At 64.1% G+C, this 13,896-nt stretch carries 11 protein-coding genes and 2 pseudogenes; 8 read left to right on the top strand and 5 right to left on the bottom strand.

Going from position 1 to position 13,896, the window contains the following annotated elements:
- Positions 1 to 113: 113 nt before the first annotated feature.
- From EJ903_RS23000 to EJ903_RS22990, 3 genes and pseudogenes are all read right to left on the bottom strand, one after another.
- Positions 114 to 871, bottom strand: a pseudogene (locus tag EJ903_RS23000) (IS5 family transposase).
- Positions 872 to 963: 92 nt separating this feature from the next.
- Positions 964 to 1,182: pseudogene (locus EJ903_RS22995) on the bottom strand (IS3 family transposase); the annotation flags it as partial.
- 53 nt (positions 1,183 to 1,235) lie between these two features.
- Entirely contained in the window at positions 1,236 to 1,706 is a 471-nt protein-coding gene (locus EJ903_RS22990; RefSeq protein ID WP_126619864.1) for a hypothetical protein, read from the bottom strand.
- 570 nt (positions 1,707 to 2,276) lie between these two features.
- Here EJ903_RS22990 and mobI point away from each other — a divergent pair.
- The 4 genes from mobI to EJ903_RS22970 all read left to right on the top strand — a co-directional run bounded on the left by mobI (position 2,277) and on the right by EJ903_RS22970 (position 7,443).
- Entirely contained in the window at positions 2,277 to 2,828 is a 552-nt protein-coding gene (mobI, locus tag EJ903_RS22985) for a conjugative transfer protein MobI(A/C) (protein ID WP_126619862.1), read from the top strand.
- Positions 2,829 to 2,982: 154 nt separating this feature from the next.
- Positions 2,983 to 3,843 (top strand): class I SAM-dependent methyltransferase, encoded by an 861-nt coding sequence (locus EJ903_RS22980; RefSeq protein WP_126619860.1) that lies wholly within the window; start codon positions 2,983 to 2,985, stop codon positions 3,841 to 3,843.
- Between the two features lie 86 nt (positions 3,844 to 3,929).
- Positions 3,930 to 5,432, top strand: coding sequence for a tetratricopeptide repeat protein (locus EJ903_RS22975; protein WP_126619858.1), 1,503 nt, complete (start codon positions 3,930 to 3,932; stop codon positions 5,430 to 5,432).
- Between the two features lie 25 nt (positions 5,433 to 5,457).
- The gene (locus tag EJ903_RS22970; protein WP_126619856.1) at positions 5,458 to 7,443 is read left to right on the top strand and encodes an O-linked N-acetylglucosamine transferase, SPINDLY family protein; all 1,986 of its coding nucleotides are present in this window, start codon (positions 5,458 to 5,460) and stop codon (positions 7,441 to 7,443) included.
- A 22-nt stretch (positions 7,444 to 7,465) separates the two neighbouring features.
- Here the strand turns inward: EJ903_RS22970 and EJ903_RS22965 are convergent, their stop codons facing one another.
- Complete coding sequence (locus EJ903_RS22965) at positions 7,466 to 8,743, bottom strand: HAD-IIIA family hydrolase (protein WP_126619854.1); 1,278 nt, start codon at positions 8,741 to 8,743, stop codon at positions 7,466 to 7,468.
- A 297-nt stretch (positions 8,744 to 9,040) separates the two neighbouring features.
- Here EJ903_RS22965 and EJ903_RS22960 point away from each other — a divergent pair, with 297 nt between their 5' ends.
- Positions 9,041 to 9,988 (top strand): NAD-dependent epimerase/dehydratase family protein, encoded by a 948-nt coding sequence (locus EJ903_RS22960; protein ID WP_174237352.1) that lies wholly within the window; start codon positions 9,041 to 9,043, stop codon positions 9,986 to 9,988.
- Here EJ903_RS22960 and EJ903_RS27075 read toward each other — a convergent pair.
- On the bottom strand, positions 9,970 to 10,119 hold the full coding sequence (locus EJ903_RS27075; protein ID WP_158627991.1) for a hypothetical protein: 150 nt from the start codon (positions 10,117 to 10,119) through the stop codon (positions 9,970 to 9,972). The two genes, EJ903_RS22960 and EJ903_RS27075, sit on opposite strands and share 19 nt — an antisense overlap.
- Before the next feature lie 349 nt (positions 10,120 to 10,468).
- On the opposite strand from EJ903_RS27075, the gene EJ903_RS22955 reads away from it, so the two are divergent.
- From EJ903_RS22955 to EJ903_RS22945, 3 genes are all read left to right on the top strand, one after another.
- On the top strand, positions 10,469 to 11,425 hold the full coding sequence (locus EJ903_RS22955; protein ID WP_126619852.1) for a thiamine pyrophosphate-dependent dehydrogenase E1 component subunit alpha: 957 nt from the start codon (positions 10,469 to 10,471) through the stop codon (positions 11,423 to 11,425).
- Positions 11,412 to 12,482, top strand: a complete 1,071-nt coding sequence (locus EJ903_RS22950) for an alpha-ketoacid dehydrogenase subunit beta (protein ID WP_126619850.1) — start codon at positions 11,412 to 11,414, stop codon at positions 12,480 to 12,482. Before EJ903_RS22955 ends, EJ903_RS22950 begins: the two co-directional genes overlap by 14 nt.
- A gap of 113 nt (positions 12,483 to 12,595) precedes the next feature.
- Positions 12,596 to 13,765, top strand: coding sequence for a DegT/DnrJ/EryC1/StrS family aminotransferase (locus EJ903_RS22945; protein WP_126619848.1), 1,170 nt, complete (start codon positions 12,596 to 12,598; stop codon positions 13,763 to 13,765).
- Positions 13,766 to 13,896 lie beyond the last annotated feature (131 nt).

Genomic DNA, 13,896 nt, shown 5'->3' with positions numbered 1-13,896 from the left:
TTGGCACAAACCGGCGGGCGGCGACAAGCGGACAGCGCGCCATGAGGAGGGCGGCAACGCATCGGCGACCGGACGGGGATACGGAACGTGCCAACGATTGTGAGGGTCCGGACTCATAACCAGTATGCGACGGTCGCCACGATGTGGACGGCGGCCATGAAGTCGGTTGCGGAGCGGTCGTAACGGGTGGCGATGCGCCGGAAGTCCTTGAGACGTCCGAACATGCGCTCGATGACGTTGCGGTTCCGGTAGAGGTAGGGAGAGAAGCAGTTTTTCCAGCGCTTGTTGGCGCGTGGCGGGATGTTAGGCGCGGCTCCCGCCTCTTCGATCTTCCGGCGAACAGCGGCACTGTCGTACCCCTTGTCGCCGTGCAGGAGATCGGTGGCGGGCATCCGGTCGAGCAGACGGTCGGCGGCGGTGCAATCGGCAACCTGACCGCCTGTCAGCAGGAAGGCAAGCGACCGCCCACGCGGATCGCTCAGGGCATGGATTTTGGTGGTTCGTCCGCCACGGGACCGTCCGATGGCCTGAGCGCGCTCCCCCCTTTCCCGCCGCTCGCCGAACGATGGGCGCGGATCGCCGTGGAGTCGATCATCACCTGGGCCGGTGGGCCACCTGCCGCTGCCAACGCATGGAAGATGTCCTCCCACACGCCCTTGGCCGCCCAACGGACGAAGCGGTTGTAGAGCGTCTTGCGGGGGCCGTAGACCGGCGGAGCATCCGCCCAGCGCCCACCCGACTTCAGCACATGGACGATTCCGCTGATCACACGACGATCATCCACACGCGGCTTGCCGCAGGTGTCGCGCGGAAGGTGCGGCTCAAGCCGTCCGAACTGCTCCACAGTCAACCAGAACTGACCGTCGTTCATCGCATAGCCCCTTTCAAGGGCGTTGAATCACAACGGCTCTCTGGCGGAAAGGCTCTTTATGGGTCCGGACCCGAGACAGCCCGAGCGATGAATTAGGCTTGGATGCTTTCCGGTTTTGTCGGCGGATTGATCCAGGCTTCGATGGGCTTTGCGGGTGGTTCGGGCACTTTTCGGACGAATCGCTGTGGGTTGAGGCGAAATGCGCGGTCGAGGGTTTCCTGGCGGGCGGCATGGACGGCGTCGGCTTGCCCGTAATGAACCTGATCTGGGGTCATCAGGCTGATCCCGGCATGATGGTGATCCGGTTGGTACTGAACCTCAGTTCATCTTTGTCGCTGACGACAAGTACGAGTGTCTTTGTCATTCACATATCCTCTCGAAATGCTGCATTGTCGGACGCGGGCTGGGATGCATTCCGCACAGGCGACGGTGCAGGCGTTGCCACAGGCAGCCGTGGGGCCGATGCCTCCGGCGGAACGCCCGACGGATGGGGAGGGGGCGAGGGGCGCTGCTTGCAGGCGGAAACGGAGCGGTCCCGCTCGGGACCAGTCCGGCGCTGAGCGGTGCGCGCCCTCCCGGACGCTGACTTCTCGCGGGGCGGCGCAAGGTACTTCCGCAACGTGGACGCTGCGACGGAACCGAACGCGGCATCGATCTTGGAGAGCAGCGTAAGAATGTCGTCATAGCTGTAGCCCTTGTCGAGGGACGCTTTGATTTGTGGCTGGAGACGCTGCACGGCCTCACGGATGGGAATGGCCTCAGGCACCTTTGGATCAAGCTCGGTGAGCCGCTTCGCGGCCTCCTCCAAGACGGAAATCTTCACGGCTTCGGGCATGTTTTCTGTACCGCGCTAATGATCGCCTGGTGCGGAAACTAGGGCACCACCGCACGGTAAGTCTCCCCCGGCTAGATGGCCCGACAGCGAACATTTCGCTCGTGGTGTGGGAAGCCGCCGTCACCGGCGGGTGGCGTTTGATCGCCGGTCAATGGGACGCGCAACGCGGCGCGGCAGTGTTACAGACAAGCGACGGGTTGCAAAATGGTCGGTGGCCTTGTGGGCAGGCGTCGCAGATCGCGGTGGGCGCTCAAGGTGACTTACGCCAGAATGCTCCGGAACCCGCGCCTCCTCGTGGGACGGAAATGCGGTGCGGCGGCAGCAGGCATTGCGCCTGGAATTACAGCTGAAACGGCAGGTGGAACGCATCAAGGATGCGGTGTGGGACGTGAGTCGGACGCATTGCCGCTAGATCGGGTCGAGGGGTCGGTGACACCACGTCTTGACGTGCGCTTCGAGCGGCGGCAGGAAGTATGTTTCTTGTATGGTGGGATACCCCCTTACGACATACATTTAGATATGTGCCGCGAGTAGGGGTAAATGCCTGCGTTGCTCTGAGGGGCCTCAACCATGATCGAGAGTGCAGTCTATCGCGATCTGCTCGCGGTCGTCAGGGTCGAACAAGAGCGGCTTCTGACCGCCGCAAAGGGAGCAGAACATGAGTTCCGCGAAGCGCACTTTCGAGCGCGCAGCCAACTCCATTGGAAGGAATGGGGGACCTACATGCCGTACCTCCGGATGAGGGCGGCGGGAATAGGGTGCTTATGGGGCATCATGACCTTTCACGGTCCGCAGACGAAGCGACAGGTGCGGCTCAAGGAGTTCGGTCGCAAAGCGAAATGGCGGTACACCCCAGCGCAGTTCCCAGACGCGAAAGCGTGGGAGGTCGAGGCGATAGAGAAGGCGGAAGAAGTCTTTGAGCGGGTGCGGCGACGGACCGCGTTTCTGGCGAAGATCGTGCAGGTGACGAAAGGGGCTGCGGCAACGGAGGGGGTGCGCCTCGCCGGAAAAGCCGAGGGCCGCACTGCCGCCATAAACACAGAGGCCGAGGGCTACCGCAGCGTGCTCGATGACTGGGTGCCGCCGAGCAGACTTCAATGTGAGCCAGAGCAGGGGGAGTAGAGCTTGATCCTACCCCGAATCAGTGGACACCTCTGATAAACTCCCTGGAGTTGCCCTGTGGGAGCGGAGCGGTTTTCTTGACAAGACCGCCCCTCGGCTTCTACCGATAACCGCTTCGATCCCTTCTCCCCTTTCACCAGACGGAACCGCCGCGATGAGCGAAGCGCCGCATCCCCCCTCTTCTGCGGCTCCTCCGGCATCCCCTGCGGGCCTTTCCACGCCCGACACCGAGTCGGCCATCCACAGCGGTTCGGCGGATCGGTTCGGTTATGAATGGGGCCGGTACGCCGAGTTGAAGGGCATCTATGAGGAGCAGTTCCGCCGCTGGACCCCGTTTCTGACACCAGCGGACTGGCGCGGCCTGACCTTCGTCGATGTCGGCTGCGGCATGGGGCGCAACAGCCACTGGCCGATGAGCTATGGGGCTGCCGGTGGGCTGGCCATCGACATCGACGAACGCAGCCTGACGTCGGCGCGGGCGACCCTGGCCCCGCACCCGGCGATGGAGGTTCGCCGCCAGAGCGCGTACGACCTGAACGAAACGGCCCGTTTCGATCTCGCCTTCTCCATTGGCGTCATTCACCATCTGGCGCATCCCGAACTGGCGCTCGCCAACATGGTCCGCGCGGTGAAGCCAGGCGGACGGGTGATGATTTGGGTCTATGGCCGCGAGAACAACGGCTGGATCGTCCGGTTCGCCGACCCCCTGCGCAAGGCGCTGTTCAGCCGCCTGCCGATCGGGTTCGTGCACACGCTGTCGGCGCTGCCGACCGCCGCCCTGTGGCTGGCCTTGCGGTTGGGGCTGGATCGCCTGGAATATTTCCGCTTGATCCGCCGTTTCGACTTCGCGCACCTGCGCTCCATCGTCTTCGATCAGATGCTGCCCAAGATCGCCCATTACTGGCGGCGTGACGAGGTCGAGGCGCTGATGACGAACGCCGGGTTGGTGGATGTGCGGTTGGCCTGGGTCAACGAAATTTCCTGGGCCGCCATCGGGACCAAGGCCGACGCGTGATGCCTGCCCTTTTGTTGCTGACACCGGGGGTCCTGGGGTAAGAAGCGCCGGGATCCGCGTGATGGGTTCATGCACGCGGCGACGCGTTGGGGGGAAGTGCCATTTCCGAGTTTTCGCCGGCCTTCATTGAGGCCTTCAACAGCGGTGCGGCCCATTTCCAGGCTGGTCGCTTCACCGAAGCGGCGGACGTGTTCCGTCGGCTTGCCAACGAACGTCCTGAGATTCCCAATCTGCACGGCAATCTCGGTTTGTCGTTGCGCGCCGCCGGACGACCGGACGAGGCGCTGGAGCCGCTGCGCCAAGCGTTGCGGTTGCGCAACGATTACCCCGACGCGCTGAACGCGCTGGGGGGCATCCTGTTGGATCAGCGCAATCTGGATCACGCGCTGCTGGCCTATCAGGAACTGGTCCGGATGAAACCGGATTACCCGTCGGCCCTGCTGGCCTTGGGCAATCTGTACATGTTCACCGGCGACGCGAACCGGGCGCGGGAAGCCTACCGGCGCGCCATCCTGGTCGAGCCGGAGATCGCCACCAACCACAACAATCTGGGGGCCGTCTGCCTCAGCCTGGGCGATCCGGCGGAGGCGGCCCATCACTACCGCCGCGCTCTGGTCATTGATGTCGGTCGACCGGAGTATCGGAAAAACCTGGGCACCTGCCTGATGATGGCCGGGGACTATCCCAACGGGACCGCCGCTTATGAAGGGCGGCTGGAGCAAGGGGTCTGGCGCAAGCGCAACATGCCCGGCGTCCTGTGGCAGGACCAGCCGTTGGCCGGGAAAACCCTGCTCGTGCATTTCGAACAGGGCCTGGGAGATTCCTTCCAATACATCCGCTACGCCAGCGTGTTGCGGCGGATGGGCGCGCGCGTGATCTACGAATGCCAACCCGCCCTGAAGCGGGTGCTGTCCACAGCGCCCGATCTGGATGGGCTGTTCGCGTTTGGCGAAGCGCTGCCGCCCTATGATTATTATGTTTCCCTGATGAGCCTGATGCACCGGCTGGGCACGACGCCGGACACCGCCCCCGGCGGGGTTCCGTATCTGCGCGCCGAACCGGAACGGGTCGCCGACTGGGCCGACCGGCTGAACCGGCTGGAAGGTGGGGAACGCCCGCGCCTGCGCGTCGGGATCAATTGGCACGGCAACGAAACCGGCAAATCGATCCCGCTGGAATGCTTCGAAGCCATGGGCCGCCTGCCTGACGTTCGGCTGTACAGCCTGCAGAAGGTCTCGGGCCTGAACCAGTTGGAGCAGCTGCGCGACCGGGTCCGCGTGACCGAACTGGGGGCGGATTTCGACAGCGGCCCGGATGCCTTCGTCGACACCGCCGCCGTGATCACCAGCATGGATTTGATCATCACCTGCGACACATCGGTTTGCCATCTGGCCGGGGCCATGGGTCGACCGACCTGGGTGGTCCTGAAATGGTTCGCCGACTGGCGTTGGATGCAGCATCGGTTGGACAGCCCCTGGTACCCGACCATGCGCCTGTTCCGTCAGGCCCGCGCGAATGATTGGGCGGAGGTGATGGGCCGGGTGACGACGCAGGTCGCTGCGCTCGCGACCGGCGCGATGACACGGTAAAGGCGGCAGGGGTGAGGATCGGGCGATGACGCTGAATGAGGCCGCGCAGCTCGCGCTTGCGCATTTCCGCGCCGGACGCATGACGGAGGTCGAGCGGGTGTGCCGGGCCATTCTGCACGCGCTCCCGGACACCGGAGAGATCGCCCAGCTTCTGGGCGTGGCGCTGATGGGCCAGAACCGCCCGCAGGACGCGATGGAGGTCCTGCGCAAGGCCATCACCATGCGGCCCAATCTGGCCGACTGCCATGGCAACCTTGGGACCCTCATGCAGTCGCTGGGGCGGATGGCGGACTCGCTGCGGGCGCATGACCGTTGCGTCCGCCTGTCCCCCGACACGCCGGAAGGCTGGATCAACCGGGGGTCCGCCCGTCTGGCCTTCGGCGATCGCAACGGTGCGGTGGAGGATTTCGCCACCGCGCTGCGTCTGCGTCCCCTCGACGCCCTGGCCGCCACCAACCTGGGAACGGCCCTGCGCGAGGGGCGGCGGATGGTGGAGGCGGAACGCGCGCTGCGGCGCGCGTTGGTGGTCGACCCCGGCCACGCCGAGGCGATGCTTGCGCTTGCCCACGTCCTGCGCGAATTGGGGCAGTTGGGGGACGCGCAGACCGCCTACGCCCGCGCGGTGGCCCAGGCTCCGGCCCGCACCGAAGCGCTGTGCTACCAGCTCTTCCTGAAACAGACGCTGTGCGACTGGGACGATTATGACGGTCTGTGCGCGCGGGTGTTGGACATCATCGACCGCGACGCCGGTGTCGTCATTCCGCTGGCCACCCTGTCGATCAACACCAGCGCGGCGCAGCAGGACCGCTCCGCCCGGTTGCTCTTCGACCGGATGGTCCGCCGTGGCGACGCCCCCACCCTGCCCGCCCGTCCGGCGTCGCCTGGCGCGCGCCTGCGCGTGGCCTACGCCTCGGCCGACCTGCACGAACACGCCACCGCCTATCTGGCCGCCGAACTGTTCGAGCTGCATGACCGCAACCGGTTCGAAATTCTGGCCTATTCCTATGGTCCAGACGATGGCAGCGCGATGCGCCAGCGGTTGGTCCGGGCCTTCGACCGCTTCCACGACATCCGGAGCGTGCCGTTGGACAGCGTCGCCCAGCGGATGGTCGACGATGGTGTCGACATCCTGGTCGATCTGAAGGGCTACACGAAGCAGGCCCGCCTTGACATGCTCTCGCGTCGGCTCGCGCCGATCCAGGTCAGCTATCTGGGCTATCCCGGGACCATCGGGTGCCCGCACATGGATTATGTGATCGGCGACCGCTTCGTCACCCCGCCGGAGCACCAGCCCTTCTACGCCGAGCGGCTCGCCATCCTGCCCGACGCCTATCAGATCAACGACCGCCACCGCCCTTTGCCCGACCGGATCCCGTCGCGCACCGAATGCGGCCTGCCGGAAGAGGGGGTGGTCTTTGCCGCCTTCAACACCGCTTACAAAATCAGCCCGACGATGTTCGCGCTGTGGATGCGCATCCTGAAGCGGGTTCCTGGATCGGTGCTGTGGCTGTTCGAAGCCAACCCGTTGGCCGGTGCGCATCTGCGTGCGGCCGCCGACGCCACTGGTGTGGGCGCGCACCGGTTGGTCTTCGCACCGTCGCGCCCGCTGGCCGATCACATCGCCCGCTACCGCGTTGCCGACCTGGCGCTCGACACCCTGCCTTACACCGGCCACACCACCACCAGCGACGCGCTGTGGGCCGGCTGCCCGGTTGTCACCTGCCTGGGCGACACCTTCGCCTCACGGGTGGCCGCCAGCCTGCTGAGCGCGGCGGCGATGCCCGACACCATCACCCGGTCGCTGGAAGAGTATGAGGGCTTGGCCGTGGCGCTTGCCACCGACGCCGACCGCCGCGCGGTTTTGCGCCGCCGGTTGGAGGATGGCCGGATGACGGTGCCGCTGTTCGACAGCCACCGTTTCACCCGCAACCTGGAGCGCGCCTATCAGACGATGTGGGCGTTGCACAAGGCAGGACGTCCGCCACAGGGATTCATTCTGCCATCGGAATGACGCTTGCGACCGCCCGCGCCGATCACGGCGCGCGGCGGTCGCCATCCGCATCGAGCACCGCCCGGACATGGTCGAGCAGATTGCCCCCGGTGAAGAGATGGCCGGGCAGACCAGCCGCCTGCGCCGCCGCCATGTCGGTGTCACGGTCGCCGATGACGAAGCTTCCGGCCATGCGAACCGGCCATCGCGCCATCAGGTCGCGCAGCATGCCCGGCTCCGGCTTGCGCCAATCGGACAGGCGGCGGTAACGCTCCACCGCACCGGTCGGATGATAGGGGCAATACCGGATGTCATCGAGATGGGCACCGTTGCGGCGCAACTCCTCCTGCACCCAGCCGTGCAGCGCGTGGATGGCCGCCTCATCATAGTAACCATGGGCAACGCCCGCCTGGTTGGTGATGAGGAAGACGTAGTACCCCCGTTCGTTCAACAACCGGATCGCCGCGATGGCCCCCTCGACCCACACGAACTGATCGGGCCGGTGAACGTAGCCATGATCAAGGTTGAGCACCCCGTCGCGGTCCAGAAAGGCGGCGGGTCGGCGCAGCCAATCGCTCAACAAACCATCCGCACGGGCCAGATCCTCGGGAACGCCAATGTCAATGAAGGCCCCATCGTAACAGCGCCCGGCCAATGCCCCTTGCGCGGCCAAACCCGGCAGGACATCGCGCTCCAACGAGCAGGGACCGGCGGGAATATGGTCAAGGATGCGGCGATCCATCCAATAAAGACCACCATTGATCAGCCCCGCGCCCGCCTGATCCGGACGTTCGGCAAAAGCCTGGATCCGATCGCCCTCCACCCGCACGGCACCGTAACGCGTTGCATCCTCAACCCGGCGCAGCGCCACACGCGCCAACACACCATCACCGAGCGGAGCCGTCAAATCCAACACATTGATATCAAAAAAAGAATCTCCATTGAGCAGCAGAAACTGCGGATCCAGCGCCGCGCGCGCCTGGATCAGCGCTCCTCCGGTGCCAGCCGGTTCCGCCTCGATCACACAGGACAACGCAACCCCGAAACGGCTGGACCGGCCATCGTCGCTGCTGGCCGCCGCGCAATAGTCACGCAGCACCTCGCCCCGGTAGCCGCCCAACAGCAACACCTGCTCAAAGCCGAACCGGGCCAGATTGCCGATCAGATGATCCAGGAACGGCTTGCCCGCCACCTCCAGCAACGGCTTGGGCGTCAGGCGGGTGCGCTCCCCCAGCCGGGTGCCAAGACCTCCAACCAGGATCACGCATTGACGGGCGGGCATGGCCGGGGCGGAAACGGTGCTGGAGGGAAGCGTGTTCATGGGACGGTTCGGGTCCTGTGCCGAAGGCGATGAGGACGATGGACCTATCATGACGTCTTTCCATCCGTCCAGGCCCCACACCGTCACGCAGACCGGATCGGATCAAACACACGCAATGGTTCGGGCCGCAGAATCCCACACAGTTCTTGCGCCTTGGATGATTGCCGGACTACCTATGTCCTCCGCGTCCACAGCGGTTTGACCGATGTTCGACCGGCCAAACCCCGCCCCGCCGCACAGGCTCTGCCGCGCTGCGCCGATGGTGATCGTTCTGTCTTGTCGGTAGAGGTTTTCTCAATGTCACAGTCCCTGAACATCCTCGTCACCGGCGGCGCCGGTTATCTCGGGTCGGTCATGGTGCCGGCGCTGCTCGACGCCGGCCATTCGGTCACGGTGCTCGACAATTTCATGTTCCGTCAGGCGTCTCTGAGCCATGTCTGCGCCCACCCGAAATTTGATCTGGCCCGTGGCGATGCGCGCGACGAGGCAACGCTCCGCCCCCTGGTGAAGAACGCCGACGTGGTCATCCCGTTGGCGGCTCTGGTCGGTGCGCCGTTGTGCGACGCGGATAAGATCGGAGCCGAAACGATCAACCGCGAGGCGGTCATCACCCTGACCAAGATCCTGTCGCCGTCGCAGCGGCTGGTGATGCCCGTCACCAACTCGGGCTACGGCGTGGGGGAACAGGGCAAGTTCTGCACCGAGGACAGCCCGCTGAACCCGATTTCGCTCTATGGCCGCACCAAGGTCGATGCGGAAAAGGCGGTGCTGGATCGCGGCAATTCGATCAGCTTCCGGTTGGCCACCGTGTTTGGCATGGCCCCGCGCATGCGCATCGACCTGCTGGTGAATGACTTCGTCTATCGCGCCGTCAACGACCGCGCGGTGGTTCTGTTCGAACCACACTTCAAGCGCAATTACATCCATGTCCGCGACGTCGCCCGCGCTTTCCTGCATGGGCTGGAGCATTTCGAGACGATGCAGGGCCGCCCCTACAACGTCGGCCTTTCCGACGCGAACCTGTCGAAGTGGGAGCTGTGCCAACGCATTCACAGCCATCTGCCGAAGTTCGTCTTCCTGGAGGCTCCGATCGGCGAGGATCCGGACAAGCGCGACTACATCGTGTCGAACGAACGGATCGAAGCGACCGGCTACAAGCCCGCCTTCTCGTTGGATGACGGCATCCGTGAGCTGATCAAGGGCTACCGCATGGTCCGCAACGCCGTTTACGGCAACGTGGTCTGATCCAGCCGTTTGATCCCGGCGAGCGCTTGAACAGACCGTTGCAAGCGCTCGCCGGTGATGGCGGTGGCGGTGGCGGTGGCGGTGATGCGGCCACATGATCGCGCGGAATCGGTGTGGGGTTTGAACGCCATACAGCGCACCGTTTTGGTTCCGGTATGAAATGCAGAACACCCGAGTCCACAGAGACCGGTTGATCGTTTCGATGCTTTTTTCATTACGATATCGTAACAATTCAGATGTTGCCAAAACCGAACGTCTCCGACCTCAGAATGGGGACCTGGGTGGACAAATCCCGCCCACATGGCAGATCTTGCTTTATTGCCGAATAACAGGCTAAAAGCGTGGGGCCTTTGGCGTATGCTGTTCGATGTGGCGTGAGATGCGGTGTCGTGCTTTCGATGTCTCAAAGATATTTGCACGAGATTCCATAGTCGCGACTAGATCGGGCCTTCTCTTCATCTCTTCGCGAGATCCGCGCAAATGACATCCCAGTATACCCCGGAGATCGTCGCTCGGCTGTATCGCTCCCTGTACTTCATCCGTCGTTTTGAAGAACGGGTGGCGGCGATCTACCCTTCCGACAAGATCAAAAGCCCGGTTCATCTTTCCATCGGCCAGGAATTCATATCGGTCGGTGTCTGTGACGCCTTGCGGTCGGACGACGCGGTGTCGGGCACCTATCGCGGCCATGCGGCCTATCTGGCCAAGGGTGGCGACCCGGCCGCGATGATGGCCGAAATGTATGGCAAAGTGACCGGTTCCGCCGCCGGGCGCGGCGGGTCGATGCATCTGATCGACACCAAGGCGAATGTGCTGGGTGCGTCCGCCGTCGTCGGCACGACCATCCCGATCGCCGCCGGTTATGCGCTTGCGCTCAAGCGGCAAAAGACCGACCGGGTCGTGGCCGCCTTCTTTGGCGATGGCGCATCGGAAGAAGGGTGCTTTTACGAGACGCTGAACTTCGCGGCGCTGCACAAGTTGCCGATCCTGTTCGTGTGCGAGAACAATTTCTACGCCATTCACGAACCGCAATCGAAGCGCTGGGCCACGGATCGTTTCTGTGAACGGGTGGCGACCTTCGGCATCGAAACCCGCAAGATCACCTCCGGCGATCTGTTCGAGGTGCGCGACACGACCGCAGAACTGGTGGACAAGCTGCGTCGGGGCGAAGGACCGGCGCTGATCGAATGCCACGCCTACCGCTGGCGCGAACATGTCGGCCCGAACGAGGATTACGACCAGGGCTATCGCCCGCGTTCGGAAATGGAGCCGTGGGAGGCCCGCGACGAAGTGCCGCGCATCGCCGCCCTGTTGCCCGAGGCCGAACGCGCCGCCATCGAGGCCGAGGCCGAGGTCGCCATCGAAGCCGCCGTCGTCTTCGCCGAACAAAGCCCCTTCCCCGCCCCCGAGGAGCTGTACCGCCATGTCTTCGCCTAACGCCGCGACGCGCCAACTCCGCTACGTCGACGCCCTGGCCGAAGCCGTGTCCCAGGAAATGGCGCGGGACGACAGCGTCTTTGTCTTCGGCCTCGATGTGGACGATCACAAATCGATCCAAGGTTCGACCCGTGGTCTCCTCGACCGCTTCGGACCGGAGCGCATCTTCACCACCCCCCTGTCCGAAGACGCGATGACCGGCGTTGCGATCGGGGCCGCCATGGCGGGAATGCGCCCGATCCATGTCCACATCCGCATGGACTTCCTGCTGCTGTGCATGAACCAGATCGTCAACATGGCGGCGAAGGCCCATTACATGTATGGCGGTGCGGTGAAGGTGCCGATGGTCGTGCGGTCGATGATCGGCAAATCCTGGGGTCAGGGCGCGCAGCATTCGCAGGGCCTGCACTCGATGTTCATGCATGTGCCCGGTCTGAAGGTGGTGGCCCCGTCCAACGCCTATGACGCCAAGGGATGCATGATGGCGGCGATCCGCGATGACAACCCGGTCATCTTCATGGAACACCGCCTGCTCTATTCGACCGAGGCACCGGTCCCGGAAGACCCCTACACCGTCGAATTCGGTCGGGCACGGCGCATGCTGGAGGGGGACAACATCACCGTCGTCGGTGTGTCGAACATGGCGGTCGAATGCCTGCGCGCCGCCGAGCTGCTGCGCGAGGTGGATGTCAGCGTCGATCTGATCGACCCGATCTCCCTGGTCCCGTTGGACATCGACACCATCGCCCAATCGGTGGCCCGCACCCGCAAGCTTCTGGTGGTCGACAACAGTTGGACCTCATGCGGAGCCAGTGCCGAGATCGCCTCGCAGGTGACGGAGCGTTTGGGCGGCTCCGGGCCGCTTCAGGTCCGCCGCATGGGATTCGCGCCCACCACCTGCCCGACCACCCCGGCGCTGGAACAGCTTTTCTACCCCAACCCCTCGACCATCGCCGAAGCGGCCTATGCCATGGCACGCCCGAACGGCGCGTCCTGGCGTCCCGATCCCGAACACGCCAAGCTGGCCTACCAGGCGCAGTTCAAGGGACCGTTCTGAACAGCCTTTTCCGGGGGATGGTCGCGTCGACCTTCGCGTCCTCCCCCCTTCCAATCACGTCTGCGGCGCGCGGGGATGGGTGCCCTGCCGTCCAAACCATCCGGGGATGATCCATGTTTTATGAACTTGCCGCGCCGACCTGGGGTGAGGAGGAAATCGAGGCGATCCAGCGCGTGGTGCAAAGCGGGCGCTTCACCATGGGCGAAAATGTGGCCGCTTTTGAAGCGGCCTTTGCCAGCTACTTCGGTGCCAAGCACGCCGTGATGGTCAATTCCGGCTCATCGGCCAATCTGGTCGCTGTCGCCGCCCTGTTCTACAAAAAGGAACGTCCCCTCCAGCGCGGTGACGAGGTGATCGTTCCGGCCATCTCCTGGGCCACCACCTACCACCCCCTGCAACAATACGGCCTGAAGCTGAAGTTCATCGATGTCGAACTCGACACGCTGAACATGGACGTGTCGAAGCTGGAACAGGCGCTGACCCCGCGCACCCGCGCGATCATGGCGGTGTCGATCCTGGGCAACCCGGCAGCGCTCGACGTGATGCGCCGCTTTGCCGACGCCCATGGCCTGTATTTCATTGAAGACAACTGCGAATCGATGGATGCCGAGCTGGCTGGCAAGAAGACCGGCACCTTCGGTGATCTGAACACCTTCAGCTTCTTCTTCTCGCATCACATCTCGACCATGGAAGGCGGGATGGTGCTGACCGACGATCTGGAGCTGTATCATCTGGTCAAGGCGATGCGCGCCCATGGCTGGACGCGCGATCTGCCGCACGACACCCCGTTGTACGAACGCGGCACCAACGACCATTTCGAGGCCTATCGCTTCATCCTGCCCGGCTACAACGTCCGTCCGCTGGAGATGGAGGGTGCCGTCGGCCTGGAGCAGTTGAAAAAGCTGCCCGGCTTCACCGAAGCGCGCCGCAAGAACCTGGCCCTGTTCCAGTCGCTGTTCGCGGGGGACGAGCGTTTCATCATCCAGCGCGAAAACGGCAAAAGCTCCTGCTTCAGCTTCACCATCATCCTGAATCCGAAGCGACCGCAGGACCGCAAGGCGGTGTTCGCCGCCCTGACCGAGGCCGACATCGGCTTCCGCATCATCACCGGCGGCTGCTTCCTGCGGCACGATGTGATCAGGCATTACGACTATGAGGTGGTCGGTGGGGTTGAAAACGCCAACCTCGCCCATGACCAGGGTTTCTTCGTCGGCAATCACCCGTTCCCGCTCGACGAACAGATCACCCGCCTGCATCAGGTTCTCAACACCGTCTGCCGCTGAAGCCAACCCAAACACCCCCACTCTGTTCAGAGCGGGGGTGAGGTGGCCCCGGAATTTGAGACAGGTGGCGAAGCGAGGGTCCTGCTCCTATAAGTAGCGCGACCACAGGAGCAGTACGTGAAGCAGACCCG

The organism is Azospirillum griseum (genome assembly GCF_003966125.1).
In the GTDB taxonomy this organism is placed as follows: Bacteria; Pseudomonadota; Alphaproteobacteria; order Azospirillales; family Azospirillaceae; genus Azospirillum; species Azospirillum griseum.
This window is presented reverse-complemented; position numbering and strand designations above follow the sequence as displayed.

Bases quoted from the DNA above. Each gene is read 5' to 3' on its own strand.
- mobI (WP_126619862.1), top strand. From the start codon at position 2,277: ATGATCGAGAGTGCAGTCTATCGCGATCTGCTCGCGGTCGTCAGGGTC.
- EJ903_RS22955 (WP_126619852.1), top strand. From the start codon at position 10,469: ATGACATCCCAGTATACCCCGGAGATCGTCGCTCGGCTGTATCGCTCC.
- EJ903_RS22980 (WP_126619860.1), top strand. From the start codon at position 2,983: ATGAGCGAAGCGCCGCATCCCCCCTCTTCTGCGGCTCCTCCGGCATCC.
- EJ903_RS22950 (WP_126619850.1), top strand. From the start codon at position 11,412: ATGTCTTCGCCTAACGCCGCGACGCGCCAACTCCGCTACGTCGACGCC.
- EJ903_RS22960 (WP_174237352.1), top strand. From the start codon at position 9,041: ATGTCACAGTCCCTGAACATCCTCGTCACCGGCGGCGCCGGTTATCTC.
- EJ903_RS22970 (WP_126619856.1), top strand. From the start codon at position 5,458: ATGACGCTGAATGAGGCCGCGCAGCTCGCGCTTGCGCATTTCCGCGCC.
- EJ903_RS22990 (WP_126619864.1), bottom strand. From the start codon at position 1,706: ATGCCCGAAGCCGTGAAGATTTCCGTCTTGGAGGAGGCCGCGAAGCGG.
- EJ903_RS22965 (WP_126619854.1), bottom strand. From the start codon at position 8,743: ATGAACACGCTTCCCTCCAGCACCGTTTCCGCCCCGGCCATGCCCGCC.
- EJ903_RS22945 (WP_126619848.1), top strand. From the start codon at position 12,596: ATGTTTTATGAACTTGCCGCGCCGACCTGGGGTGAGGAGGAAATCGAG.
- EJ903_RS27075 (WP_158627991.1), bottom strand. From the start codon at position 10,119: ATGGCGTTCAAACCCCACACCGATTCCGCGCGATCATGTGGCCGCATC.